Source organism: Streptosporangium sp. NPDC023615 (assembly GCF_040640155.1).
Taxonomy (GTDB): Bacteria; Actinomycetota; Actinomycetes; order Streptosporangiales; family Streptosporangiaceae; genus Streptosporangium.
The window spans coordinates 40,482-64,812 of sequence record NZ_JBFABE010000009.1 but is presented as its reverse complement, the minus strand read 5'-3'; the positions used below and the strand labels follow the sequence as shown (position 1 = coordinate 64,812).

Below are 24,331 nucleotides of genomic sequence, written 5' to 3'. Positions count from 1 at the left end.
GCCGTCCCCACGTGTGAGCCGCGACCTCTGACCGCAGATTACAGAGATCGTTGACCCGCGTCCGTCAGAGCGCGGTCACATTCGCGTCACACCTGCGGCGCGGGACGTTCCCCACCGGCACGGCACGGCGGAGGGCGCGGCAGGACCGGCGGACGGCACGGCCGGGGGCACGCGAGCCTGGGCGGCGCGCCGGGCCGGGGGACGCCGGGCCGGGGGACGCCGGGCCGGGGAGCGCGCCGGGCCGGGGCTGGCCGGGGTGTCAGCCGCCCGAGGTGTCGTTCTCGGCGTCGGCGGAGGGGACGGCGAGGTCGTAGGGGTCGTCCAGCCAACCGGCCGGGAGCTGGACGCGGTCGCGGGGGTTGGTCTTGCCGCGCGGCAGGTCGGCGCCTTCGGGCCACGGCTGGTCCGCCTCCAGCTCGGCCAGGCCCTCGCGCAGACCGGCCAGGGTCTCGGAGGTGGCCAGCCGGCGCCGCAGGTCGGAGCCCACGGTGAAGCCCTTGAGGTACCAGCCGACGTGCTTGCGGAAGTCGGCCACGGCGTGCGGCTCGCTCTCGAAGCACTCGGCCAGCAGGGTGGCGTGCCGGTCCATGGTCGCGGCGACCTCGCCCAGCCGGGGGCGGAGGGTCCTCTCGCCCCCCTCGCACATGGCCGCCAGGTCCGCGAACAGCCAGGGACGGCCCAGGCAGCCCCGGCCCACGACGACGCCGTCGCAGCCGGTCTCGTCCATCATGCGGCGCGCGTCGGCGGCGCTCCAGATGTCGCCGTTGCCGAGCACCGGGATCTCCGGCACGCTCTCCTTCAGGCGCGCGATCGCCTCCCAGTCGGCCTTCCCGCCGTAGTGCTGGATCGCGGTCCGGCCGTGCAGCGCGATCGCCGAGACACCCTCCTGCACCGCGATCCGCCCGGCGTCGAGGTAGGTCAGGTGGTCGTCGTCGATGCCCTTGCGCATCTTCACGGTCACCGGCAGCGTCCCGGCGTTGCGCACGGCCTCGCGCAGGATCGCCCGGAACAGGTTCCGCTTGTACGGCAGGGCCGAGCCGCCGCCCTTGCGGGTGACCTTGGGCACCGGGCAGCCGAAGTTGAGGTCGACGTGGTCGGCCAGGTCCTCCTCGGCGATCATCCGCACGGCCCTGCCCACGGTCACCGGGTCGACCCCGTAGAGCTGGAGGCTGCGGGGGCTCTCGTCCGGCTCGAACCTGATCATCTTGAAGGTCTTGGCGTTGCGTTCGACCAGCGCCCGCGTCGTGATCATCTCGCAGACGAAGAGGCCGCCGCCCTGCTCGCGGCAGAGCCCCCGGAACGCCGTGTTGGTGATCCCGGCCATGGGCGCCAGAACGACCGGCGGCCACACCTCCAGCGATCCCAGCTTCAACGTCTCCACCCGGCTTTTCTACCGCACCGCGACGAGCAGGACGAATCCTCGCTGGATATGGTGTCCCTGGTTCAGTCAGACGTGGCATGGGAGGCCCCGGATGCTCCTGCGACTGCGGATCGCGCTGCCCGACCAGCCGGGCTCCCTGGGGAAGGTCACCCGCGTCCTCGGTGTCGCGGGCGCGGACATCACCCAGGTCGTCGTCCTGGACCGCGGCGAGGGCCGGGCACTGGACGACATCACCGTCTACTGGCCCGACTCCGCCTCCCGGCAGGCCCTGGTCGACGGGCTGGGGAGCGTGCCGGGGGTGACGATCGAGGGCATCTGGGGCACCCGCGAGGCGCCGGGCACCTACCCCGAGCTGGAGATCCTCAAGTACATCACCACGGCGGGCGACCGCGCCCTGGCCACCCTGCTGGACTCCATGCCGGTGCTGTTCAGCGCCGACTGGGCCGCGGCGGGCACCGAGCGCGTCCCCCGCGCGATCGCGCACTCGAGCTGGCGCGCCCCCGAACAGGTGCCCTTCCCCGACGACACCCCGGCCCGCCCGACGGCCCTGACCCTCGACGGGGGGCTGCACGTGATCGCCGCGCCGCTGCCGCCGCTGGCGCTGACCTTCCTGCTGGCCCGTGCCGACGGCCCGGCCTTCCACCGCATCGAGGTGCACCGCCTCACCCGCATCCTGGAGATCTTCCTCACCCTGCCCGCGGTCGAGCGGGTCGTGGCCCGCCAACTGCGCCGCCCTCCGGAGACGGGGCCGGCGCCGGGACCGGGACCGGGTCGGGAGACGCGGCCGGAGACGGGGCCGGGGCCGGTGGGGTGAGACGGTCGAGCCGTCCGTTCGGCCGGTCCTCCGGGACGGCCGGTTGAACGGACGGTTACGCAACCGTCGGGAAAACCCGCTAGAGTTCTCTCGTCGCCACCGGGTGTGAAACCCGGAGGAAACACGCGGAAGTGGCTCAGTGGTAGAGCATCACCTTGCCAAGGTGAGGGTCGCGGGTTCGAATCCCGTCTTCCGCTCGGAAAGGGGCTCCGGCCCCCCACTCGGTGGAGTGGCCGAGAGGCGAGGCAACGGCCTGCAAAGCCGTCTACACGGGTTCAAATCCCGTCTCCACCTCTGGTTTCGACGAGGACGATTAGCTCAGCGGGAGAGCGCTTCCCTGACACGGAAGAGGTCACAGGTTCAATCCCTGTATCGTCCACCACCCCTCCATGGCGCCCGTGACACCCACGGGCCGACCAGGTCGAACGGCCGCCGGCACCCCGTTTCGGGAGGCTCGGCGGCCTTTCCGCTTTCCGGCCGGGCGAGGGGGCGCGCGGCCGGGCGGGCTCAGCCGGTGCGGCCCTCGGCCGTCGCGGCGTCCACCGGTACGGACCGGAGAAGGATCGCGGCCAGGACCGCCGTCAGCGCCATGACGACCGCCCCCAGGACGGCGGCCGTCTGCAGGCCGCCGGTGAAGGCCGACCGCGCGACGTCGAGCAGCACCGCCGCGGCCTCCCGGTCCGGCAGTCGCTCGGCCACCCCCACCGCGCCGCCCAGGGTCTCGCGCGCGGCCAGCGCGTCCTCGGCGGACAGTCCGGCGGAGCCGCCCGCGGCGACGAATTCGCGGGTGTAGACGGCCAGCCCCATGCTGCCCAGGACGGCGACGCCGAGCGCGCCGCCCAGCTCGGTGGCGGCCTCCATCACCGCGGAGGCCGAGCCGGCCCGCTCCGGCGGGGCCAGCGCGACGATCACGTCGGAGGCCACCGCCTGCACGGCCCCGATCCCGGCCCCCAGCAGGACCAGGCCGACGACGAGGAGCCACCGCCCGGACGAGACGTCGATCCGGCTCATCACCGCGAACCCGCAGGCGGCGAGCATCATGCCGGTGCCCATGACGTGTCCGGGCCGCACCCGCTGGGCGATCACGGCGGCCAGCATCGACCCGGCGAGGGCGCTCCCGGCGGCCGGCAGGGTGAGCAGGCCCGCGACGAGCGGGCGCAGGCCGAGCACCGTCTGCAGGTACTGCGCGACGAAGTAGAACAGCCCGACCAGGGCGAAGACCGCGAGCGTGCTCGTGATCAGGGACATGGTGAAGGCGCGGCCGGAGAACAGCCGCGGGTCCAGCATCGGGTGGGCCAGCCTCCGCTGCCGGCGCAGGAACACGACGCCGGCGAGCACGCCCGAGGCGACGGCGAGCAGCGCTCGGGGGCCGAAGTCGTCGGCGGCGAACTGCTTGACGCCGTAGACCACCGGCAGCACGGCCGCCAGCGAGAGCACGGCCCCGGCGAGGTCGAACGGCCCCGGGCGGGGGTCGCGGTACTCGGGCAGCAGGAGCGGCCCCAGGATCAGCAGCAGGATCATGACCGGCACATTGATCATGAATACCGAGCCCCACCAGAAGCGCTCCAGCAGCCAGCCGCCGACGATCGGCCCCAGCACGCTCCCCCCGGCGAAGCCGGCGGCCCAGACGCCGACGGCCATCCTGCGCTGCCGCGGATCGCGGAACATGGTGCGGATCAGCGCGAGGGTGGGCGGCATCAGGGTCGCCGCCGCCGCGCCCTGCAGGGCGCGGGCCGCGATGAGCAGGTCGGCGCTGGGGGCGTAGGCGGCGACGACCGAGGTGACGCCGAACGCGGCCGCGCCGATCAGCAGCAGTTTCCGGCGGCCGATCCTGTCGCCCAGCGCGCCCATGGTGATCAGCAGGCCCGCCAGCAGGAAGGCGTAGATGTCGACGATCCACAGCAGCCGGGGACCGCTCGGCGCGAGGTCCGCGCTCAGGAAGGGCAGCGCGAAGTACAGCACGGTCACGGTCACGGAGATGAGCAGGACGGGCAGGACGAGGACCGCGAGCCCGAGCCACTCCTTCCGCCCGGCTCCGGCTCCGGCTCCGGCTCCGGCTCCGGCTACGTCCCGTGCCATGGTCGCGCCTCCGTGGGTACCGTGTACGTGCAAATCGTGCATACATCGTACGCACGATTTTTGAAGATCGGCAACAGTGAGTCCTCGGCCCCGTTTTCGCCCACTGGACTTTGCGATCGGGGGGAAATACGGCATTCTCATCTCGTCGCCGGAGTCGGCCTCCATGAATCGTCACACTGTCGCCACACATTACGTCACGGAGGAGCCGTGTTAAGGTTTCGTCACACATCAGGGACGCGCCGGAGCCGGACGGAGACCACATGCTGACGTGCGCGCAGTGCGGAAAGCCGTTGCAGGTTCCCGCCCGGGGCAGGCGCCCGCGGTACTGCTCCCGCTCCTGTCAGGCGCGGGCGTACCGGGCCCGTACGGCGGAGCGGGCCGGGGTGTCCGTCCCGCGGGCCGCCTCTCCCGCCGCACGGGGCAAGGCCGGGCCGGCGGACGGGCACGCCGCGTCACCTCGCACCCGGCAGGAGACGGCCGGCCACCACGGACCACCGGCCGGGGACCACCACGAGCCACCGGCCGGCCTGAGCACCGACCGGATCGTGCGCGCCGCGATCCGGATCGCCGACGACGAGGGGCTGGACGCGCTGTCGATGCGGCGCGTGGCGACCGAGCTGGGCGCGGGCACGATGTCGCTGTACCGCTACGTGCCGGGCAAGGACGCGCTCGTGGAGCTGATGGTCGACGCCGTGTTCGGCGAGAGCCCCTGCCCCCCCTCCCCGCCGGGCGGCTGGCGCGCCCGGCTGGAGGTCGCGGCCAGGCGGGAGTGGGCGATGTACTCCCGGCACCCGTGGACGCTGCGCGTCATCGCCACGCCCCGGCCGCCGATCGGGCCGAACGTGATGGCCGACGTGGAGTGGGCCATGCGCGCCGTGGACGGGCACGGCCTGGACCCGACGACGATGCACTGGGTCGCCATGACGGTCAGCGCCCAGGTCCAGGGAGCGGCGCTGCTGCTGGTGAACGAGATCGAGACCGAACGGCGCACCGGCGTCACCACCGGGCAGTGGCGTGCCTCGAAGACGCCGGTGCTCCTGGAGATCCTGGGCTCCGGGCGGTTCCCCATGCTGTCCAGGCTCCACGCGGAGCGGGGCGACGCGATCGACATCGACGAGTGGTTCGAGTTCAGCCTGCGCCATCTTCTCGACGGTCTCGCCGTCCTGATCGACGGGGCGGACGGGGCGGGCGGGGCGGACGGCGGCCGGTACGCGGCACCGGAGCGGGACCGGTAGGAGACACCGGGGCGGGCACGCGGCGCGTCCCGGAGGACGTCTCCCCGCGCCGTGGCTCCCCGCGCCGTGGCCGCCGCGGAAACGATTCCCCTCACGAAAAGGCACGTACCCGCCAATCCGGCCGGCGGGACCGACCGGGCGGGAACGTGAGCGGTCAGGGCCGGTCCGGCGGGAATGCGACCGGCCGGGGCCGGGAATGCGACCGGTCGGGGCCCAGCGGGAATGCGACCGGCCAGAACCGGCCGGGAATGCGACCGGCCGGAGCCGGCCGGACGGGAATGGGCCGGTGAGAACCGGCCGGGAGGAATGCGAGCGGCGCGGAAGGACGCGACGGAATCCGGCCGGCGGAGGCGGGCCCAAGGGGATCCGGCGTCACGGAAAGGCTCGCGCGGTCCATGGGGGCCGCCGTTCCCCCTCGCATCCCCCCACCCCTGTTTCCGGCGGGCCACGCGTTTTTCCAGGGCAGGGGTTCTCACACCGGATCCCGCGTCCTACAGTCGGAGGCGCGGGACGGGAATCACCCGACGACGAAACGCGGTGGGAAAAAGGGCGGAACACATGCCGTGATTCGGACGGCCACGCATTTCCGGAGGAGTACCTTCCCCGCGACGCCCACGACTCCGGAACCAGATCCCCCGTCAGCGATCACAGCGAGGTACATCTCCGTTGAGAATTCTCGTCACCGGGGGCGCCGGATTCATCGGCTCCCACTACGCGCGTACCCTTCTCGGGACGAACGGCCCGGAAATAATCACCGTTCTGGACAAACTTACATATGCCGGAAATTTGGTCAATCTTGCCCCAATTTGGGACGATGATCGTTTCTTTTTCGTCCAGGGTGACATCTGCGACCCCGGGCTCGTCGGTCACCTCGTCGCCGGGCACGACCAGGTGGTGCACTTCGCCGCCGAGTCCCATGTGGACCGCTCGATCCTCGGTGCCGCCGAGTTCGTACGGACCAATGTGGTGGGCACCCAGACGCTGCTGGACGCGGCGCTGCGGGAGGGGGTCGCGTTCCTGCACGTCTCCACCGACGAGGTCTACGGGTCGATCGCCGAGGGGTCCTGGCCGGAGACCGATCCGCTCCGCCCCAACTCCCCCTACGCCGCCTCCAAGGCGGCCTCCGACCTGCTGGCGCTCTCCTACCACCGCACCCACGGCCTGGACGTGCGGGTGACCCGCTGCTCCAACAACTACGGGCCCCACCACTTCCCGGAGAAGGTCATCCCGCTGTTCATCACCAACCTGCTCGACGGGCTGAAGATCCCGCTGTACGGCGACGGCCTCAACGTGCGCGACTGGCTGCACGTCGACGACCACGTCAGGGGCATCGAGCTGGTCCGCGCGGCGGGCCGTCCCGGCGAGGTCTACAACATCGGCGGCGGCACCGAGCTGAGCAACAGGGAACTCACCGACCTGCTGCTGGCGGCACTGGGCGCGGACGAGAGCAGCGTCGCCTACGTGGAGGACCGCAAGGGCCACGACCGGCGCTACTCGGTCGACTGGAGCAAGATCGAGAAGGAGCTCGGCTACCGCCCCGCGAAGGACTTCGCCACCGGCCTGGCCGAGACCGTGGCCTGGTACCGCGACAACCGCGTCTGGTGGGAACCGCTCAAGGCGGGCTCACCGACCGGCTGACCCCGCCGCACCCCCGTCCCCGTCCCCGTCCCCGTCCCCGTCCCCGTCACTGTCCCTGTCCCTGTCACTGCCCCTGTTCCCGTCCTCCTGCCCGGCCCCGGGCGCTCGCCTCCTCCCGTCCACCGGCCTCGGTGGTCGCCGGGGAGGCGGGCTGAGGAGGCGCGTAACATCGGCGTTCTGCGCTACTCATTCGGATCCCCTCACGGACCCAGGGACACAAGACGATCATGAGCGACTCCTTCCTTCCCGCCGCCCGCGTGGCGACCGGCCCGGCGAGGCCTCCGGGCGCCCACACCGGGCCCCGGTCCACCCGGCCGGAGACCCGCGCCGGCGCCATCGCGCCCGCCCCGGCGGAGGCGTCGTGACCGGCCTCCTGCGCAACCCCGTGAAGAACTACGACTGGGGCTCGCACACGGCGATCGCCACGCTGACCGGGCGGCCGTCCCCCGCCGAACGCCCCGAGGCGGAGATGTGGTTCGGCACCCACCCGTCGGGGTCCTCGTCGGTGCTGCGGGACGGGACCTGGCGTTCGCTGGCCGACACGGTCGCCGCCGACCCGGTGGGTGAGCTGGGCGCGGAGACCGTCGAACGGTTCGGCTCCCGGCTGCCGTACCTGCTGAAGCTGATCGCGGTGGACCTGCCGCTCTCGCTCCAGGTGCACCCCTCGCGCGAGCAGGCCGAGGAGGGGTTCGCCCGGGGCACCTACGTCGACCCGTTCCCCAAGCCCGAGCTGATCTGCGCGCTGACCCCGTTCACCGCCCTGGCCGGGTTCCGGCCGGCCGGGGAGGCCGCCGAGCTCATCGGCGGGCTGGGCCTGCCGGCGCTGGAGCCCTTCGTCGCGCCGCTGGCGGCCGGGGACGTCTCCGCCGCGCTGCGCGCGCTGGTGCAGTGGCCCAAGGAGGGCAGGGCCGAGCTGCTGGACGCGATCGCGCGGGCCGCCGCGGCCGACGGCGGCCCCGACCACGAGCTGGTCGTACGGCTGGCCGGGATCCATCCCGAGGACCCGGCCTGCCTGGCGCCGCTGTTCCTGCGGCGCCACGACCTGCGGCCGGGTGAGGCGATCTTCCTCGGCGCCGGGGTGCTGCACTGCTACCTGAGCGGCTTCGGCGTGGAGATCATGGGTGGCTCGGACAACGTGCTGCGCGCCGGGCTGACCGGCAAGCCGATGGACGTGGAGGAGTTGCTGCGGGTCACCGATCCCTCGGTGCCGCCGCTGCGGATCGAACCGGAGGGCGGCCTCTACCGCACGCCCGCGCCCGAGTTCCGGCTCGGCACGGCCGTACCCGGTGCCGGCCTCACCCTCCGGGGCGGGGTGCCGCGCATCCTGCTCTGCACCGCCGGCGAGGTCGAGGGCGGCGGGCACGCCCTGCGCCCCGGCGAGTCCGCCTTCGTGCCCGCCTCGTACGGGCCGGTCGAGCTGCGCGGCTCCGGGACGCTCTTCTGGGCGGAGCCGGGCACGGACTGACCCGCCCGGGGTCGCGTCCCCGGGCGCGCGTCCCCATACCGGCCCGCTATGACGGGTAACCGCGAGGGCGGGCGGGGCGTCCCCACCCGCGAGTCTGGAGGTAATCGATGACACCGTCGGACGTCCTCGCGGATCCGGACCTTCGTCTGGAACTGATCCTGGTCGAGGTGCTGCACCACGAGGCCGAGCAGCTCGCCACCGGCTGAGCGGCCGGGCTCCGGCTCCAACGGGGGGAGCCGGGGCCCCGAAGGCCCGCGTGCGCGACGAGGTGTCATGACCACGCTGGGGGGCACGGACCGGGGATGTCGTCACCGCCTTCCGCCGTGCCCCGGCACGGCGACACCACGACCGGCCGTCTCGCCCGCGCCGTGGCCAGGACGCGCCGGGGAAGGGCGCTGCACCCCTCCGGCGTCACCCTGCGCGGGGTCCTGTCCGTCGAGGAGGAGACGTCCAGGCCGCTGGGGGTCGCCGTCCTCGACCGTCCGGGGCGGACGGAGGTCGTCGTCCGCCTGTCCAAGGCGACCTCGCTCCCCGGGGCCCTGCCCGACGTGCTCGGTCTGGCCGTACGCGTCCCCGACGGCATCGGACCGGGCCGCGACCTCGACCTGCTGCTCTCCACCTGCTGCCCGTTGCCGGTGCTGGACCGGCTGCCCTGGCCGCGTGCCGGTTTCACCACCGGGCGCTACTCCACCCTCGTCGCCTACCGGCACCGCAAGGGGAGCCTCCGCCTGGTCGCCGACCCGTCGGGCCCCGCGGTGCCGCCGGACCCGGCGCTGCTGACCGCCGGCCGCCGCCTCGTCCTCCACCTGGTGGCGCTGCCCTCGCGCGGGCGGTCGTGGACCCTGGCGACGCTGACGGTCGACGGCGGGCCCCCGCTCCCGGACGTCTCCTTCGACCCGGTCCTGAACGCCCACCCCGAACTGCGCCTGCCGGGCTGGCTGGCGCGGTTCCGGCGGCGGGCGTACGCGGGCTCCCGGGAGGGACGCGCGGGAGCCCCGCCGAGCTGACCTTCCCCCGCACGGGGCCGCCCCGTGCGGGGGGAGGGCGGATCTGCTTTCCTGGCGGGGAGCACCGGTCTCAGCGCCGGTCGCGCCCCCTCACGACCGGAGCAGAGCATGCCCATCATCCCGGTGGCCGAACGCACCTGGGCGGCCGTCACCCCGGCCTCCACCTACCTGTTCGGTGTGGAGACCGACACCGGCGCCGCCCCTGACACCGACGCCGGCGACGTCCGCGTCGTGCAGTGGTACTGGGGGCCGAGGCTGCCGGAGGCGGCCCTGGCCGAGGCCGCCCGGTTCCCGACGACGCGGCAGTGGTCGGGTTTCCTCGACCCGCGCGACATCGACGAGCTGCTGCCGGTGGACGGCGGGCGGCGGTGGGGGGTGCCGTCGTTGCAGGCCGTCTACGAGGGCGGGGTGCGTTCGGTCGAGCTGTCCTTCGTGGAGGCCGTCGCGGCGGCCGACGAGATCGAGCTGGTCCTGCGCGACGAGGCGTACGGCCTGAGGGTCGGGCTCCACGTGCGCTGCGCCGACGGCACCGACGTCGTCGAACGGTGGGTCACCGTGGCCAACGAGGGCACGGCCCCCGTGCGGTTCGGCAGGCTCGACTCCGGCAGCTGGGTCGTTCCCGAACGGCCCGCCTACCGCTGCACCACGGTCTTCGGCGGCTGGGGGCGGGAGACGCAGCTCCAGCGGGCCGAGCTGCCCGTCGGGGAGACGACGTTCACCAGCAGGACCGGGACCACGAGCCACCGCGCCAACCCGTGGATCATGGTCGACGCGGGCGACGCCACCGAGGAGAGCGGCGAGGTCTGGGCCGTGGCGCTCGCCTGGAGCGGCTCCTGGCGGCTCACCGCGCAGCACCGGCCCGAGGGCGACGTCGCCGTGACCTGTGGTTTCGGTCACGACGGGCCGCATGCGCACCTGGCGCCGGGCGAGCGCCTGCGCACCCCGTCGGCGCTCGGTCTCCACGGCGACGGCGGGTACGGTGCCGCGAGCCGGGCCTGGCACGCCTACGCCCGCGACCACGTGCTGCCCGCGCCGCGGGAGGAGCGGCCGGTCCTCTACAACTCCTGGGAGGCCACCGGCTTCGACGTCTCCGAGTCCGGCCAGCTCGAACTGGCCGCCAGGGCCGCCGCGCTGGGGGCCGAGCTGTTCGTGGTGGACGACGGCTGGTTCGGCGCCCGCGACCGCGACTCGCGCGGTCTCGGGGACTGGTGGCCAAGCCCCGGCCGCTTCCCCGACGGGCTCACCCGCCTCTTCGACGGGGTCCGCGCCCTCGGCATGGCCGCCGGGCTCTGGGTCGAACCGGAGATGGTCAACCCCGACAGCGACCTGTACCGCGGTCGTCCGGACTGGGTGCTGCACCACCCCCTGCGGCGCCGCGACACCATGCGCAACCAGCTCGTGCTCAACTTCGCGCGCGCCGACGTGCGCGAGTGGGCCGTCGGCTGGCTCGACGCCCTGGTGGGCGAGTACCACCTGGCGTACCTGAAGTGGGACATGAACCGCAGCTTCAGCCAGGCGGGCTGGCCCGAGGCCGGGGAGCGCGCGGACATGCTCTGGATCGAGCACACCGACGGCGTCCACGCCGTCATGGACGAGCTGCGCCGTCGCCGTCCCGGCCTGCGGATCGAGTCGTGCTCGGGGGGCGGCGGCCGGGTCGACCTGGCCGTGCTGCGCCGCACCGACCTGGTGTGGACCTCCGACAACACCGACGCCCGCGACCGGCAGACGATCCAGCACGGCTTCTCGTACCTGTACCCCGCCGGGACGATGTCGGCCTGGGTGACCGACAGCCCCAACCCGCACACCCGCAGGCGGGTGCCGCTGCGTTACCGCTTCCACGTCGCGATGGCCGGGGTCCTCGGCATCGGCGGGGACCTGACGGCGTGGAGCGCCGAAGAACTCGACGAGGCCGCCGGGCTCGTCGCGGCGTACAGGGCGATCCGCCCGGTCGTGCAGCACGGCCGCCTGTACCGCCTGGGAGGCACGCCCGGCCTGACCGCCTCGGCCGTGCAGTACGTCCTGGACGACAGGGTCGTGGTGCTCGCCTACAACCCGTTCACGCTGGACGCGCGGCCACCGAGGCGGCTGCGCCTGGCCGGGCTCGACCCCGAGGCCGTCTACGAGGTCGTGACGAGCGAGGCGGCGACGACCGCGCCGGTGGGCTCCCGCTGGCACGGCCGCACGCTGACGGCCCTCGGGCTCGTCCTGCCCTCCTGGCTCCCGAACGGCCCCGACTACCGCAGCGAGCTGCTGGAGTTGCGCCGGGTGCGGACGCCCTGACTCCTCCGCGTCTCGGCGGGGGCCGGTCGATGAACGTTTCAGCCCACCGCGCGCCGGCCCCCTCCCCCACCAGGGCAGGTCCTCACCCGCGCCGGGGCCGGGCGGGCGTGACCTGTACCGGCGTGATCACCGGTGTGATACTTCCGGTGCCCGCCCCCGGAGGGGCGGGCGGGGGTTTCCCGCCGAACGCCCTTCACCCCGCGAAAGAAGGACTCATGGCTAAAGTACGGACTCTGCTCGCCTCGGTGGTCCTGGCCGGTGGCCTGACCGTCTCCCTCGGCGCCGCGCCCGCCGAGGCCGCCACCCTCAGGAACGTCTACTTCTACGACTGGGACTGCCACCGGGTGGGGAACCTCGGCATCTCCAGCGGCTGGTGGACGTCGTACACGTGCAACCCCGAACACGGTTACTGGTTCCTGTACGCCTGATCCGCCGCAGGCTCCACGGCGCCGGCCGCGCGTCCTGCTCCCCCGGCGCCGTCCGCGCGTCCTCCGACGGCCGGACCCCTCCGGCACGAGCCGGCGCGCGCCGGTGACGGCGACGAGCACCGCGAGGCGGGGCGAGGCGCCGCAAAGCATGGCGAGACGGGGTGAGGCGGGGCGGGGCGGGGCACCCTATCCGCGGCCGGATATCTGCTGCACCGCCCAGCCGTTGCCGTCGGGGTCGCCGAAGAAGAAGAATCCGACGTTGTCGAGGGGGTCCGGTACGGGCCTCGGGTTCTCGCCCAGAACCTGTATCTCCCCGACCTCCACCCCGCGCCCGGCGAGTTCGGCCCGCGCCTTGTGGATGTCCGGGACCACCAGTTGCAACCCCTTGAGCGAGCCCGGCGGCATGTCGGCGACGGCCCCCCTCCCGATGACGATCGAGCAGCCCGACCCCGGAGGGGTCAGCTGCACGATGCGCACCTCGTCGCCGACCCTGGTGTCGTGGTCCACGGTGAAGCCGAGCCCTTCGGCGTAGAAGGTCTTCGCGCGGTCCACGTCCGAGACGGGGACCACCACCACTTCCAGCGTCCAATTCATGATCGTCTACCTTCTCGTCGCAGGTCCCGGGCCGGTACCGGCCCGAGGAGTCGTCATGTCCCGATCGCCGGGCACCGGCCCGGGGTCGTCGTGTCCCGATCGCCGGGCACCGGCCCGTCCGGGCGGCTCCGCGAGCACCTCGGTGAGCCGGTCGTAGCCCTCGGCGACACCGCGCGCCATCGGACGGCGGAGCACGATGTCGCGGCCCTCGCGGGTCGCGTAGAGCACCGTGCTGGTCAGCGTGGTCCTCGCGTCCCGCTCGACGAACTCGTGGGTGACCAGGGTCTCCCCGGGGTACGACTGGTCGTCGAACATCTCGGTGCAGACCAGGCGACCGGGCGGCGAGACCACGCGGTACACGCCGCCCTGCCCCATCTCCTCGCCGCCGGGGCCGCGGGACACGAAGCGCCAGCGGCCACCGACGCGCAGGTCGGCCTCGCAGACGACCAGGTTCCAGCCGCGTGCGCCGTACCACCGTCTGAGCAGCTCGGGCCTGGTCCACGCGTCGAACACCAGGCGCCGGGGAGCGTCGAAGACGCGGGTCAGCACGATCTCCCTGTCCGTCGGTGTCGTCACCTTCAGGGCTCCGGCGTCGTTCACGAGGGACTCCGCCGCTCCCCCTCGCGGGTGCCCTCCTCGGACGTGAGCTCGCCGAACAGCGCGTCGAGGCGCTGGTAGCTCTCCTCCCAGTACCGGCGGTAGTTCTCCAGCCAGTCGGTCGCCGCCTTGAGCGAGCCGGCCTCGAGCCGGCACGGCCGCCGCTGCGCGTCACGGCCGCGCGAGACGAGGCCGGCCCGCTCCAGCACCTTGAGGTGCTTGGACACCGCCGGCTGGCTCATCCGGAACGGCGCGGCCAGCTCCGTCACCGTGGCCTCCCCCGAGGCCAGCCGGGCGAGGATGGCCCGCCGCGTCGGATCGGCCAGCGCGGCGAACGTCGCGTCGAGCAGGTCCGTAGCCATGTACATAACCCCTTCGTTTAATAACCAAATGGTTTTATACATGGGTGCGCATCGATCGTCAACCGGGACGCGGGGGCGGGGCCCCGGCTCCCCTCGCCGGAGCCGGGACCGACGACCACGAGATCGCCCCGGCCGCCCCCCGGGTTACCGGCCATACCCGACCGGTATGGCGAGGCTCCACGCCGACCGGTCCGGGCGGGGTGCGGGGTGCCGCCCCGACGCGGCCGTGAGGGCCTGCCAGTGGACGACCGCGTCGCGCGGGAACGGTCTTCGTCACGGCCCGGCCGTGGCGGCCCGTCCCGTCCGCCCGCGAGCCCGGCGGCGCACGGCGTCCGAGATCTTGGGATACCCGTCCCTCCGGTCTACGCTTGAACGATGGACGAGCGCCAGTTCGTGATAGTCGGTTACGACGACGCCGAGCTTCTCGACATCGCGTGCGTCACCACGAGCCTGTCGATGACGAACGCGGTCGGGAGGGTGTCCCCCCCGTACCGGACGAGGACCGTCAGTCCCGGAGGGCATCCGATCGCGTGCAGCGGGGGCATGACGCTGCAGAGCCACCAGTCGCTCGAACGGCTCACCGGGCCGATCGACACGTTGATCGTCTCCGGCGGCTGGGGTCACCTGAAGGCCGCCGCCAATCCGCTGATCGTCGGCCACGTCCGGCGACTGGCACGCGAGAGCCGCCGGGTCGCGTCGGTGTGCACCGGGGCGAGCATCCTGGCGGCCGCGGGCCTGCTGGACGGCAAACGCGCCACCACCCACTGGCGGTTCGCCGGCGAGCTCGCCGCCCGCCATCCCCAGATCATCGTGGACCCCGACCCCATCCACATCCGCGACGGCGCGGTGGCCACGTCGGCGGGCGTCACCAGCGCCCTGGACCTGACGCTGGCCTTCATCGAGGAGGACCACGGCGCCGAGCTCGCCCGGTGGGTCTCGCGCATCCTGGTGACCTATCTGCAGCGGCCGGGCAACCAGGCGCAGATGAGCATGTTCACCGCCGCCCCTCCCCCGGAGCACGACCTGGTCCGCCACCTGGTCGGCCATGTCAGCGCGAACCTGGACGGCGACCTCACCACGACCGCGCTGGCGGACGCGGTCGGCGTGAGCCCCCGGCACCTCACCCGGCTGTTCCTCGCGCACCTGGGGCAGCCACCGGGCCGCTTCGTCCGGCACGCCCGCATCGAGGCGGCCGCCCACCTGGTGTCCACCACGTCCCTGCCGATGCCGAGCGTGGCGGCACGGTGCGGGTTCGGCACGGCCGAGGCACTCCGCCAGGCGTTCGTGAGCCGGTACGGGATACCGCCGTCGCGCTACCGAGCGGTCCACACCCGGTCCCCGGCCCCGGAGGGGGCCGGGCGCGCGGGGTCGCCGGCGGCGCGCGTCCCGGCCGGCCGGGCACCGGCCGCCGTGAAGGCGCCGGGTGCCGTGCCGACCAGTTCGGTGAAGCGGGTGGCGAAGCTCCCCGGAGAGGAGTAGCCGACCGCGGCACAGACCTCGGTGACGTCGAGGTCCACGCGGCACAGCAGCGCCATCGCGCGCTCGATGCGGCGCGCCGTCAGATAGGCGTGCGGTGACCGGCCGTAGGCGAGCCGGAACCGGTGGCCGAGATGCCCGGCCGGCATGTCCACGCCGCGGGCGAGCGCCTCGATGTCCAGCGGACGCGCGTACTCCCGGTCGATCCGGTCACGGACGCGGCGCAGTCGCGCGAGGTCGTCCAGGTGCCGCGCGGCGGTGAGCGCGCGCGCCCATCCGGGATGACACATGAGAGGTCTCCTTCGGTCGGTGTGCGCGAGCACCCGGGCTGCGTGGCGAGGCGCTCGCCGTGCTCGTCCCCACGGCGGTGATCACGGCCGGTACGGCGACCGGAGGGGGCGGCGCCCCTCCTGGACGCGCACCCGGACGGGTCAGCGCCCTTCCTGGATGCGCACCATGTTGCCCGCGGGGTCACGGAAGGCGCAGTCGCGGATACCGTACGGCTGGTCAGTCGGCTCCTGGACGACCTCGGCGCCGCCGGCCCGCAGCTTCTCGAAGGTGGCGTTGAGGTTCCCTGTGGCCAGCAGGATCCAGCCGTAGGTGCCCTTGGCCATCATCTCGGTGATGGTGCGGCGCTCGTCCTCGGTCATGCCGGGGTCGGCGGCCGGCGGAGCCAGGAGGATGGACGTGTCGGGCTGGCCGGCGGGGCCGACGGTGATCCACCGCATCTTGCCGTGCCCGACGTCGCTGCGCACCTCGAAGCCGAGGACGTCGCGGTAGAAGACCAGGGAGGCGTCCGGGTCGTCGTGCGGGAGGAAGCTCGTGTGAATCGTGATGTCCATGACCGTCACGGTATCCACGACCCGGTGAACGGTGCTTCTCGAATACTGACCGGTCCTGCCGGCGAGCGGAAGGCCCACGGCGTCCCCGAGGACGTCTCGACGACGCGTCCGCGAGCGCGTCCCCGGGAACATTCGTGAGCGTGCCCCCGGGAGACGTCCGCGAGGGCGTCCGCGGTGAGCGTCCGCGGACGGCTCGCCGCTCAGGCCGCGACGGGTGAGAAGGCGCCGGCGTCGCCCTTGCGGACCACGCTGGTGTCGCCGTTGACGCCGATCGGGATGTCACCGGCCAGCGTGATCCGGTGGAGACGCCGCGGCAGGTCGTCGTAGTCCGCGACGGCGTAGTGCTGGGTGGCCCGGTTGTCCCAGATGGCGATGTCGCCGTCGCGCCAGTCCCAGCGCACCGTGTTCTCCAGGCGGGTGATGTGCCGCTGCAGCAGGGAGAACAGGTCGTGGAAGTCGGTGCCGCCCAGGCCCGTGAACGACCTGACGAAGTGGCCGAGCAGCAGGGACGGCTCGCCGGTCTCCGGGTGGACGCGGACGACGGGGTGCTCGGTCTCGAACTCGTCGCTCCGGAACTGATCGCGGTACTCCTGTTCCCTGACGTCGATCCCGCCGATCCGCGGGTGCTGCGCCGCGTAGTCGTACAGGTTCGAGTGCACCGCGCGCAGCCGGCCCGCCAGCGCCTGCAGGCCGGGGTGCAGGCTCCGGTACGCCTCCACGGTGTTGGCCCACACCGTGGTCCCGCCGTAGGGCGGCAGCGTGACGGCGCGCAGCACGCTGATCGCCGGGATCCGGTCGACGAAGGTCACGTCCGTGTGCCAGCTGTTGGCCTTGCCCCGCTCGGAGTCGATCGGGAGCACGGCCTCACCGTCGCCGGTCACCGTCGGGTGCGGCCTGGTGACGGTGCCGAGCAGCCTGGTGAACGCGTGCTGGTCGGCGTCGGTGGCGTGCCGCTGGTCGCGCAGGAAGACCACCCGGTGGCGCAGCAGCGCGGCGCGCAGTTCGGCGACCGCCTCCGGGTGGGCGTCGCCGCCCACCCGGAGGCCGCCGACGACGGCGCCGATCACGCCGCCGACCTGGGTGACGTCGATGTGCCGGTAGGAGTCGCCGGTGACGACGGCGGTCTCGTGGTCGTGGAGCTGGGTCATTTCCCTGCACCTCTCGGTGGGCGATACGGGCGGGTCGTATCCCAGCGTGTGCCAGGCGAGGGGTAATGTCAACTATTCCTACAGGTTTAGTGGGTAATACTCCTCGTCCGGTCGGGGACGCGTCTTCCCCGTCACGCCCGGCCGATCGGTCTCGGGCGCTCCTCCCGTGAAAACCGTTCCGTGCCGGTGATGTTCCGCCGCGGCGGGGCAGAGGGTGGCGCATGGTGAACCCCCTGGACATCGCACTGGTCCTCCTCTTCCTGGTCGTCGCGGGCTTCGCCGTCCGCCGTTGGGCGCGGCAACACCGCTGACACGATGGGACCGCCTTTGACACAGCGGGACCACCGGCCTGTGACGGGCGGGGATCCGGCGGCCCGGGCCGATCCGACGAGGTCGAACGGAAGCCTGCCGCGGGCAGGCGTCGCCCGCACGGCCGAGTGCCGTCGGAGAGGGCCCGAAGCCGTCGCCTCCCAGGCCGGTCCCTCCCGTGCGATCACGCCCTCGGGGGCGCGAAGACCGGCGAGGAACGCCCACCTCGTCCGCGTCCCCGATCGGCAGGGCACCTGGACCCCGTCGAGTCGCTCAGGTCATCCGCGAACGGCACGGGAATCCACGAGCTCGCCTCCACCGATCGGGCACACGGGCCTGATCGAACCCGGACGCTTCGCGTCGCCGGCCGTCGGCCGAGCCCTTTGTCGGTGACCACTGCGATCATGCCGCTACCCGGCCGAAGGAGCGGCGATGACAGAGACCCCCGGAGACTTCCCCTGGCTCTCCGAAGACGGGGCGATGGACGAGATCTATTGTGTGTCCTTCGTCCGGGACCTCTCTCCGGAGGAGGTGCTCCGCCGGTTCGGCGTGGACGGGAGCACCGTTGAGGAGGTCACGTACGCCGAGCTCGAAGAACGCTCCGCGGAGAGCACGATGGGCGGCGGGGCCGGTTGGGTCGGTGCCGTGAGGACCGGTGACTGGACCTTGGTCGTCGAGCCGGAAGGATGGAGGCTCGCCGCCGATTCCGAGGTCATGGCTCGGGTCGGGCGGGGAACCGAGATCGTGTCGGTCTGCTGTCACGACTACGCCTCGGACGCCTTCGCCTACATCGTCGACGGGCAGCCGGTCGTCTGGTTCGATCCCATGATGCCGGGCGCGCGGTCGGGCAACGATCCGGACCGCTTCATCAAGGAGATGCGCGAAGTCGGCCTGGACCCCGACTACGACAGCGACCACTCCCCCATCGACTTCCCGATGGAGCGCTCGTTCGCCCTGGCGAGCAGGATCACCGCTCTCCCCTTCTCTCCGGAGATGCTGGAGCTGCGGTTCCTCGCCGCGGAACCCCTGCGGGACTGACGAAGAAACCGCGCGCCCCCGGCCGGGGAAGGACCCGACGGCCGCGGTTCGTGATTCGCCACCGAACGCGGCAACGCCAGTGACACAAGGCATCCCCGGCAGCAGGCGAAAACCTTCGGCCGCGCACAGGTCGGACGCACTTCACAGGTCTCACGTGGCCGGTCGATACCGGCCGCGCGAGATTGCCGATCGATCACGTCGGGCACACCGGCGAGGCGACTCTCACGACCACCGTGAAAGGATCTCTGCGCCCTTCTCCTGCAGCGTCCTCGTCCGCGCCACAATCCTTGTCGCCGTCATCGGCACGCTGCTCTTCGCCCCGCCGCAGCACATGCGGGCGACTCCTCCACCTGCGACAGAGGACCCGCGATCCTGTCGTCCCTCTCCTCGCCCCCGGCTTCCGTCGATTCGAAGGAAGCTACCGCCACAACGAGAAAACAACCCGTTTCATCTACTATGAGGGTCGCAGGATGAACAGGAGTGCATGAGTTCTGCGATCTGGTCGGGATGCTCGTCGAGCACGGCCATGAATGCCTCCCCCATCCGAGGATCGAGCTGGCTTCCTGCTGCCCTGCGTATCTCGGCCACGGCTTTCTCGAGGGTATAGGCCGGTCGGTAGTCACGGGCGGACATCATCGCGTCGAACACGTCGGCGACCGCCACGACGCGAGCGATCTTCGGGATCTCGTGGCCGACCAGACCCATGGGATAGCCATGGCCGTCGAAACGTTCGTGATGGTGCAGGATCCCTCGTAGGGTCTCACCGACGAGTAGGTCACGGGCGGTCGACTCATGGGTGCCGTCGAAGAGTTCCAGTGCCTGACGGACGATGCTCACGCCGTACGTGACGTGCGACTGGATGAGGGTGAACTCCTCGTCGGTGAGGGCCCCGGACTTACGGAGCACGATGTCCGGGATGGCGAGCTTACCGATGTCGTGCAGGAGCCCTGCGAGGCGTGCCGCCTCGATCTCACCGTGCCGCATCCCGAGCTGGCGGCCGATCATGAGAACCAGTTGAGAGATGCGTTCGCTATGCCGGCGGGTGTAGAAGTCCTTGACCTCCATCGCCGCCATCAAGGCCTCGGCGAGAGCGTCGGTGGCGTCTCCGGCCGTGCGCGGGCCGGTCGACCGTACGGCAGCGGACCCGTCCCCGGCGTCCGCCCGCGCCCGCCAGATCGCCAGCGCCTCCTCCACCCGCCCCTGTCCGACCAGCAGACCGGTCGACCGTACGGCAGCGGACCCGTCCCCGGCGTCCGCCCGCGCCCGCCAGATCGCCAGCGCCTCCCCCACCCGCCCCTGCTCGTCCAGCAGACTCGCCAACCGTACGGCAGCGAACTCGTCCCCGGCGTCCGCCCGCGCCCGCCAGATCGCCAGCGCCTCCCCCACCCGCCCCTGTCCGACCAGCAGACCGGCCAGAAGGGCGGCCGCGTGCCCCTCGCCGGAGTGCATGGCCTGGCGGTAAAGAAGCTCGGCATGGTGATGCAGCAGGCGATTTTGTGCGGCGCCGGCGACGCGGACCTGATCACCGGGGTCGGTGAGGTTCTCGACCAGGGCCTGCCAGCAGGTGGCGGGAACCTCCGCCAAGCGGCGTTGCCGGCCGGCGTGTTGCTGGAGATAGTCGGCGACCAGGTAGCCGGCAGCCTGTCCCATGGCGCCGGGATCGGCGACCGGAGCGAGTGCGGCGGCGGCGCCGTTCAGGGTGCCCGCCGCATAAGCAAGGGCGGTTTCGAACCAGTCGGCCGCAGCGGCCCCGCGCTGGCGCGCGTCACAGTAGCCGGGCGCGGCCACTCGCAGCAGATTCGCGCTGAGTGGCGACACGACGCCAAGGCGAGTCGCGTCGATCGCGGCGTTCAGTACTGCGGCGGCGTAAGGGTCGGCACCACACCACCGATCCACCAGTTGTGGGGCCGCCGCGATCGTCTGGGTCAGCCCGTAGTCGGCTGATCGAAGTGCCAGGGTGATCCGCTGATCTCCAGCGGCCGCCGCGGCGCGGGCGCGTTCGTACTCGCCGGCGCTGAAAGAGGCCGGCAGGTGAACGATGTCGGCCAGATCGAGAAGCTCACGTTCGACCGCGTACAGATCCGGCTGGCTGGACACGGAAAGCGCCGTATAGGTGGTGTAGCGTTCGGGCCACACCGTGGCGATCAACACCGCCCCCGCGCGCAGCAGAGTGCGCACAGTCGCAGCGGTCAGTCCGAGCGGCCCTCCCAGATAACGCTGCAGTTCGTCCAGCCACACCACCAGCCGGGCGGGTGCCTGCTCGGCGACCTGACGGACCTGCTCGGCATCGGCGGGATGAAGCAGCCACCATTGCGGCATCACCGCCCGGATCGCCTCGTACGCACAGCGGGATTTACCCACCGACGAACCTCCGACCAGCACCACCATCCCTCCCTGGTCACTGCTCTTGGCCAGCAGTGCCCGCACCCCACGCGGAGCCGTATCGGTGTCACGAGAGACGTAGACGGGCAGGTCGTCGAATGCGCCCGGGGCGTCGATCGCAGCGTGCACACCCAAGCGCCGGGGATCGGCCCGCTCGACCCGGATCAACTCCGCCGACCTCGTAACGGCAGCCGCCAGGGCCCGCTCCCGAGCCGCCTGCCAGGCTGGCCACCGCACACGTGGCACCATGCACGCCCGCAAGAACAACTCCAGTGTTTCCACACTCGGTCGTCCTTTGGCGAACACATCCGACACGGTGGACTTCGGGAGCTTGCCATCGGCCGCCTTGTTCAGATCGGCGTACGACCGCGTTCCGGCGAGCAGCTTGAGCCCGGCTGCCAGATCATCGACGGTTTGGACGGCCGTGGGGTCCGGTTCATCGGCCGGACCTCCCGGAAGGGACGACCACGACTTGGCGACCATGCGACACCCCCCGGCAGGAATTCGGTCCGCCATGGCCTGTCCGAGGCCTTGGCCCGGACGCGCCGAACCATCTGACCCCTCCTCGGCCCGGAATCAGCCATCTACGCGCCAGCCTGCCTCAATTCGACGTCCACGTCATGTGATGCGGGCTTTTCGTACGAGCCGGTACGGAAGTACTGCCGGAGGGCCACTCTTCAAGCTGTCGTGGATACAAGCAAGCCCGCTACACGACTGGAGCCGGACAGTGCAACCAAGCGAGTGGATCTCTCTGGCCATCGCCGCCATCAACCTGGTCACCGCCTCGATCGGCTGGGCCGGATACCGGCGGTCTCACATCACCACCGCACGCGACTCCGACCAGTTCCCGGGATTCGAACCGCGACGGGATCGCCGGAGGCCCTGACGTACGCGTGCACGATCCTTGTCGCTCGTTGCCCTCAGCGGCCCTGCGGGTGACTTCTCATGACGCAGGGAGACATCATGGCGATCGCGGAGGTAAGCGATAGCGTCCACGGTCCTTCTTCGGGACGTAGTGGTCGATCTTCTCACCGGGACCAAACCGTGCGTGGCCTGGAAGCGACCCGCAGGCACTTCGGTGGCGCTACTTCACACGGAGGGTGAATCGCGGCCGGCAGCGAGCGCACATGCGAACTCCGTCTCCGGATGGCGGTGAGCCTCCCGGCCCGATACCGGCCCTGCACGGCAACATGCCCACCGAGGACGCGAGCCGGCCGTTAGGGTTCGCAGATGCTGCTGACGATCCTGGGCGGATGCGGTGCGTGGCCGGGAGCGGGCCAGGCCTGCAGTGGTTACCTGGTGGAACACGACGGGTTCAGGCTCCTCGTCGACCCCGGATACGCGACCGTGCCACGGCTGCTGGAACGGGTCACCGCCGATCGGGTCGACGCGGTGTTCGTCACCCACGGACACCCCGATCACTGCGCCGATCTGAACCCGCTGTTGCGGGCGCGTGCGTGGAGTGACGATCCGCCGGCGCCGTTGCCGGTGTACGCGCCGCCCGGCGCCCTGGACGCGGTGCTCGCGCTGGACCGCCCCGGAATGCTGACCGACGCCCATGTCCTGCGCGAGTTCACGGCCGGCGACCGGCTCGACATCGGTCCGTTCCGCGCGCGGACCCGGCTGTTGCCGCACTCGGTGCCCAATGCCGGCGTACGACTGACGGCGGGCGGGCGGACGCTCGCGTACACCGGCGACAGCGGCCCGAGCCCCGAGGTGGTGGAGCTGGCGCGCGGCGCCGACCTGCTTCTGGCCGAGGCCACCTATGTGGACCGGGTCCCGGAGAGTTCGCGGCGCAGCCTGTCGAGCGCCCTCCAGGCAGGCCGGCAGGCCAGGGAAGCCGACGTGCCGCACCTGTTGCTGACCCACCTGCAACCGGGCACCGACGCCACGGCCGCACTGGCCGCCGCCGGGACCGAGCACGACGGCGAGATCGGCATCGCCGCTCCCGGCCTCGCCGTCGATCTTTCCTGAGCGGCGAACCGGCCGACTTCGTGCGCGGTCCCCGTCAGCGGAGGGGGTCGAGGTCGGCCAGGGCGGCGGGTTGCTTGCCGGTGGTGATCTGCTCGGCCAGCAGCCTGCCCGTGATCGGGCCGTGGGCCAGACCCCACATGCCGTGGCCACCCGCCACGTAGACGGTGGGAGCCACCGTCGCGCCGACGAGCGGACGTCCGTCCGGGGTCACGGGGCGGGGCCCCACCCAGGCGTCGGTACGCTCCTCCCAGCGCACACCCCGCAGGAGCGGCCGGGCGGAGGCGACGACGGCCTCCAGCCGGGCGGGCACCTGCGGGGCGTCCGGGTCGCGGAACTCCATGGTGCCCGCCACCCGCAGCCCGTCGCGGTACGGCGTGCACGCCACCCGCTCCTCGGGCAGGTAGACGGGGCCGGGGACGGGACGGTCGACCGGCACGGTGAAGGAGTAACCGCGACCGGCCCGCACCGGGACACGCACGCCCCACCGCCGGGCCAGGCGGGGCAGCCAGGCACCGGTGGCCAGCACCACCGCGTCGGCGGACAGCACGGTGCCCTTGGCCGAGCGGACGATCACCTTCCTGTCGTCGGTGCGCACCTCGTCGACCTCGACGGCGTACACGGTCGCGCCGCGTCGCATGACGGCCTTTCCCAGGGCGTGCACGAAGGCGCCCGGGTCGACGTAACGCTGGCCGTCGATCCGCACCCCCGCCGTCAGCGCCTCGCCGGCGAGCGGGACCTGCTCGGCCAGCCCGCGGCCGTCCAGCACGGTGTGCTCGACCCGCTGCCCGGCCGCCCGCAACCTGCGCAGCTCGCGCAGCAGGCTCTCGGCCTGACGGGGCGTACGGAACGCCGCGGTGATCGGCGCCGAGACGACGGGTGCGGACACGCCGTTGGCGGCGAGCACCTCGTAGGCCTCGACGCACTCGTCGTTGAGCGGCAGGCCGGCGCGCACGGCGCGGGTCCACGACCGCCAGTTGCTGTTGGCGGCGAAGCGGGCCAGAAAACTCCACAGGCCCGGGTCGAGGGTCGCGGGCACGTGCAGCGGCGCGGCCGGGTTGAGCAGCGAGCGCAGGCCGTAACGCAGGACGGCGGGTTCGTTGAGCGGGATGGCCAGGCCGGGCGCGATCCAGCCGGCGTTGCCCCAGGACGCGCCGGCCGCCACGCCGCCGCGATCGACCACGTCGACCCGGACGCCACGCTCCTGCAGGAACCACGCGGTCGACAGGCCCACGATGCCCGCGCCCACCACGATCACCGATTCCGGCCGGTCGCCGATCATGTC

Annotated in this window: 20 protein-coding genes, 3 tRNA genes and 1 pseudogene; 14 read left to right on the top strand and 10 right to left on the bottom strand. The window is 72.3% G+C overall.

All coding sequences use genetic code 11. The features are described 5' to 3' along the window. Window positions 1-259 precede the first annotated feature (259 nt). Window positions 260-1,381 (bottom strand): tRNA dihydrouridine synthase DusB, encoded by a 1,122-nt coding sequence (gene dusB / locus AB0G16_RS09865; protein WP_362801467.1) that lies wholly within the window; start codon window positions 1,379-1,381, stop codon window positions 260-262. Between the two features lie 91 nt (window positions 1,382-1,472). Here dusB and AB0G16_RS09860 point away from each other — a divergent pair, with 91 nt between their 5' ends. The 4 genes from AB0G16_RS09860 (at window position 1,473) to AB0G16_RS09845 (ending at window position 2,577) form a co-directional block, all read left to right on the top strand. Beyond that, window positions 1,473-2,195, top strand: a complete 723-nt coding sequence (locus AB0G16_RS09860) for an amino acid-binding protein (protein WP_362801464.1) — start codon at window positions 1,473-1,475, stop codon at window positions 2,193-2,195. A 125-nt stretch (window positions 2,196-2,320) separates the two neighbouring features. Next, window positions 2,321-2,392, top strand: a tRNA-Gly gene (locus AB0G16_RS09855). Between the two features lie 26 nt (window positions 2,393-2,418). Further along, window positions 2,419-2,489: transfer RNA gene (locus AB0G16_RS09850), tRNA-Cys, on the top strand. Between the two features lie 13 nt (window positions 2,490-2,502). Then, window positions 2,503-2,577: transfer RNA gene (locus AB0G16_RS09845), tRNA-Val, on the top strand. A gap of 125 nt (window positions 2,578-2,702) precedes the next feature. Here AB0G16_RS09845 and AB0G16_RS09840 read toward each other — a convergent pair. Further along, window positions 2,703-4,274: an MFS transporter gene (locus tag AB0G16_RS09840; RefSeq protein WP_362801462.1), complete on the bottom strand. Its 1,572-nt coding sequence runs from the start codon at window positions 4,272-4,274 to the stop codon at window positions 2,703-2,705. A 260-nt stretch (window positions 4,275-4,534) separates the two neighbouring features. Between AB0G16_RS09840 and AB0G16_RS09835 the strand changes: the two genes are divergently transcribed. From AB0G16_RS09835 to AB0G16_RS09805, 7 genes are all read left to right on the top strand, one after another. Then, on the top strand, window positions 4,535-5,509 hold the full coding sequence (locus tag AB0G16_RS09835; protein ID WP_362801459.1) for a TetR/AcrR family transcriptional regulator C-terminal domain-containing protein: 975 nt from the start codon (window positions 4,535-4,537) through the stop codon (window positions 5,507-5,509). Window positions 5,510-6,175: 666 nt separating this feature from the next. After that, window positions 6,176-7,147: a dTDP-glucose 4,6-dehydratase gene (gene rfbB, locus AB0G16_RS09830; protein ID WP_362801456.1), complete on the top strand. Its 972-nt coding sequence runs from the start codon at window positions 6,176-6,178 to the stop codon at window positions 7,145-7,147. Between the two features lie 227 nt (window positions 7,148-7,374). Next, window positions 7,375-7,512 (top strand): hypothetical protein, encoded by a 138-nt coding sequence (locus AB0G16_RS09825; RefSeq protein ID WP_362801453.1) that lies wholly within the window; start codon window positions 7,375-7,377, stop codon window positions 7,510-7,512. Then, the gene (manA, locus tag AB0G16_RS09820; RefSeq protein ID WP_362801451.1) at window positions 7,509-8,612 is read left to right on the top strand and encodes a mannose-6-phosphate isomerase, class I; all 1,104 of its coding nucleotides are present in this window, start codon (window positions 7,509-7,511) and stop codon (window positions 8,610-8,612) included. Before AB0G16_RS09825 ends, manA begins: the two co-directional genes overlap by 4 nt. Window positions 8,613-8,914: 302 nt before the next feature. Then, window positions 8,915-9,619, top strand: a complete 705-nt coding sequence (locus AB0G16_RS09815) for a hypothetical protein (RefSeq protein ID WP_362801448.1) — start codon at window positions 8,915-8,917, stop codon at window positions 9,617-9,619. 108 nt (window positions 9,620-9,727) lie between these two features. Beyond that, complete coding sequence (locus tag AB0G16_RS09810; RefSeq protein ID WP_362801445.1) at window positions 9,728-11,899, top strand: alpha-galactosidase; 2,172 nt, start codon at window positions 9,728-9,730, stop codon at window positions 11,897-11,899. 215 nt (window positions 11,900-12,114) lie between these two features. After that, the gene (locus AB0G16_RS09805; RefSeq protein ID WP_362801443.1) at window positions 12,115-12,327 is read left to right on the top strand and encodes a hypothetical protein; all 213 of its coding nucleotides are present in this window, start codon (window positions 12,115-12,117) and stop codon (window positions 12,325-12,327) included. A 186-nt stretch (window positions 12,328-12,513) separates the two neighbouring features. Here the strand turns inward: AB0G16_RS09805 and AB0G16_RS09800 are convergent, their stop codons facing one another. The 3 genes from AB0G16_RS09800 to AB0G16_RS09790 are packed head-to-tail and all read right to left on the bottom strand — an operon-like array spanning window position 12,514 to window position 13,880. Further along, complete coding sequence (locus AB0G16_RS09800; RefSeq protein WP_362801440.1) at window positions 12,514-12,921, bottom strand: VOC family protein; 408 nt, start codon at window positions 12,919-12,921, stop codon at window positions 12,514-12,516. Window positions 12,922-12,927: 6 nt separating this feature from the next. Continuing rightward, window positions 12,928-13,521 carry an SRPBCC family protein gene (locus tag AB0G16_RS09795; protein ID WP_362801437.1) on the bottom strand — a complete coding sequence of 198 codons (594 nt, stop codon included), beginning with the start codon at window positions 13,519-13,521 and terminating at the stop codon, window positions 12,928-12,930. Next, entirely contained in the window at window positions 13,518-13,880 is a 363-nt protein-coding gene (locus AB0G16_RS09790; protein WP_362801434.1) for a metalloregulator ArsR/SmtB family transcription factor, read from the bottom strand. Before AB0G16_RS09790 ends, AB0G16_RS09795 begins: the two co-directional genes overlap by 4 nt. A gap of 375 nt (window positions 13,881-14,255) precedes the next feature. Between AB0G16_RS09790 and AB0G16_RS09785 the strand changes: the two are divergent. After that, window positions 14,256-15,143, top strand: a pseudogene (locus AB0G16_RS09785) (DJ-1/PfpI family protein); the annotation flags it as partial. 50 nt (window positions 15,144-15,193) lie between these two features. Here AB0G16_RS09785 and AB0G16_RS09780 read toward each other — a convergent pair. The 3 genes from AB0G16_RS09780 to AB0G16_RS09770 form a co-directional block, all read right to left on the bottom strand. Continuing rightward, entirely contained in the window at window positions 15,194-15,646 is a 453-nt protein-coding gene (locus AB0G16_RS09780; protein ID WP_362801431.1) for an AraC family transcriptional regulator, read from the bottom strand. A gap of 141 nt (window positions 15,647-15,787) precedes the next feature. Further along, window positions 15,788-16,198, bottom strand: a complete 411-nt coding sequence (locus AB0G16_RS09775) for a VOC family protein (protein WP_362801428.1) — start codon at window positions 16,196-16,198, stop codon at window positions 15,788-15,790. Window positions 16,199-16,398: 200 nt separating this feature from the next. Beyond that, on the bottom strand, window positions 16,399-17,346 hold the full coding sequence (locus AB0G16_RS09770) for a TauD/TfdA family dioxygenase (protein ID WP_362801425.1): 948 nt from the start codon (window positions 17,344-17,346) through the stop codon (window positions 16,399-16,401). Between the two features lie 741 nt (window positions 17,347-18,087). On the opposite strand from AB0G16_RS09770, the gene AB0G16_RS09765 reads away from it, so the two are divergent. Continuing rightward, entirely contained in the window at window positions 18,088-18,693 is a 606-nt protein-coding gene (locus AB0G16_RS09765; RefSeq protein ID WP_362801423.1) for a DUF6461 domain-containing protein, read from the top strand. Between the two features lie 447 nt (window positions 18,694-19,140). Here the strand turns inward: AB0G16_RS09765 and AB0G16_RS09760 are convergent, their stop codons facing one another. After that, window positions 19,141-21,558, bottom strand: a complete 2,418-nt coding sequence (locus tag AB0G16_RS09760; RefSeq protein WP_362801420.1) for an HD-GYP domain-containing protein — start codon at window positions 21,556-21,558, stop codon at window positions 19,141-19,143. 747 nt (window positions 21,559-22,305) lie between these two features. Here AB0G16_RS09760 and AB0G16_RS09755 point away from each other — a divergent pair. Continuing rightward, complete coding sequence (locus AB0G16_RS09755; protein ID WP_362801417.1) at window positions 22,306-23,049, top strand: MBL fold metallo-hydrolase; 744 nt, start codon at window positions 22,306-22,308, stop codon at window positions 23,047-23,049. A gap of 34 nt (window positions 23,050-23,083) precedes the next feature. On the opposite strand, the gene AB0G16_RS09750 is transcribed toward AB0G16_RS09755, so the two are convergent. Continuing rightward, window positions 23,084-24,328 carry an FAD-dependent oxidoreductase gene (locus tag AB0G16_RS09750; RefSeq protein WP_362801802.1) on the bottom strand — a complete coding sequence of 415 codons (1,245 nt, stop codon included), beginning with the start codon at window positions 24,326-24,328 and terminating at the stop codon, window positions 23,084-23,086. Window positions 24,329-24,331: the final 3 nt, after the last annotated feature.

What these genes read in the sequence shown, in the direction of transcription:
- AB0G16_RS09860 (WP_362801464.1), top strand. Translation starts at nt 1,473, where the DNA reads ATGCTCCTGCGACTGCGGATCGCGCTGCCCGACCAGCCGGGCTCCCTG.
- AB0G16_RS09840 (WP_362801462.1), bottom strand. Translation starts at nt 4,274, where the DNA reads ATGGCACGGGACGTAGCCGGAGCCGGAGCCGGAGCCGGAGCCGGAGCC.
- AB0G16_RS09835 (WP_362801459.1), top strand. Translation starts at nt 4,535, where the DNA reads ATGCTGACGTGCGCGCAGTGCGGAAAGCCGTTGCAGGTTCCCGCCCGG.
- AB0G16_RS09825 (WP_362801453.1), top strand. Translation starts at nt 7,375, where the DNA reads ATGAGCGACTCCTTCCTTCCCGCCGCCCGCGTGGCGACCGGCCCGGCG.
- AB0G16_RS09815 (WP_362801448.1), top strand. Translation starts at nt 8,915, where the DNA reads ATGTCGTCACCGCCTTCCGCCGTGCCCCGGCACGGCGACACCACGACC.
- AB0G16_RS09810 (WP_362801445.1), top strand. Translation starts at nt 9,728, where the DNA reads ATGCCCATCATCCCGGTGGCCGAACGCACCTGGGCGGCCGTCACCCCG.
- AB0G16_RS09805 (WP_362801443.1), top strand. Translation starts at nt 12,115, where the DNA reads ATGGCTAAAGTACGGACTCTGCTCGCCTCGGTGGTCCTGGCCGGTGGC.
- AB0G16_RS09800 (WP_362801440.1), bottom strand. Translation starts at nt 12,921, where the DNA reads ATGAATTGGACGCTGGAAGTGGTGGTGGTCCCCGTCTCGGACGTGGAC.
- AB0G16_RS09790 (WP_362801434.1), bottom strand. Translation starts at nt 13,880, where the DNA reads ATGGCTACGGACCTGCTCGACGCGACGTTCGCCGCGCTGGCCGATCCG.
- AB0G16_RS09780 (WP_362801431.1), bottom strand. Translation starts at nt 15,646, where the DNA reads ATGTGTCATCCCGGATGGGCGCGCGCGCTCACCGCCGCGCGGCACCTG.
- AB0G16_RS09775 (WP_362801428.1), bottom strand. Translation starts at nt 16,198, where the DNA reads ATGGACATCACGATTCACACGAGCTTCCTCCCGCACGACGACCCGGAC.
- AB0G16_RS09770 (WP_362801425.1), bottom strand. Translation starts at nt 17,346, where the DNA reads ATGACCCAGCTCCACGACCACGAGACCGCCGTCGTCACCGGCGACTCC.
- AB0G16_RS09765 (WP_362801423.1), top strand. Translation starts at nt 18,088, where the DNA reads ATGACAGAGACCCCCGGAGACTTCCCCTGGCTCTCCGAAGACGGGGCG.
- AB0G16_RS09760 (WP_362801420.1), bottom strand. Translation starts at nt 21,558, where the DNA reads ATGGTCGCCAAGTCGTGGTCGTCCCTTCCGGGAGGTCCGGCCGATGAA.
- AB0G16_RS09755 (WP_362801417.1), top strand. Translation starts at nt 22,306, where the DNA reads ATGCTGCTGACGATCCTGGGCGGATGCGGTGCGTGGCCGGGAGCGGGC.
- AB0G16_RS09750 (WP_362801802.1), bottom strand. Translation starts at nt 24,328, where the DNA reads ATGATCGGCGACCGGCCGGAATCGGTGATCGTGGTGGGCGCGGGCATC.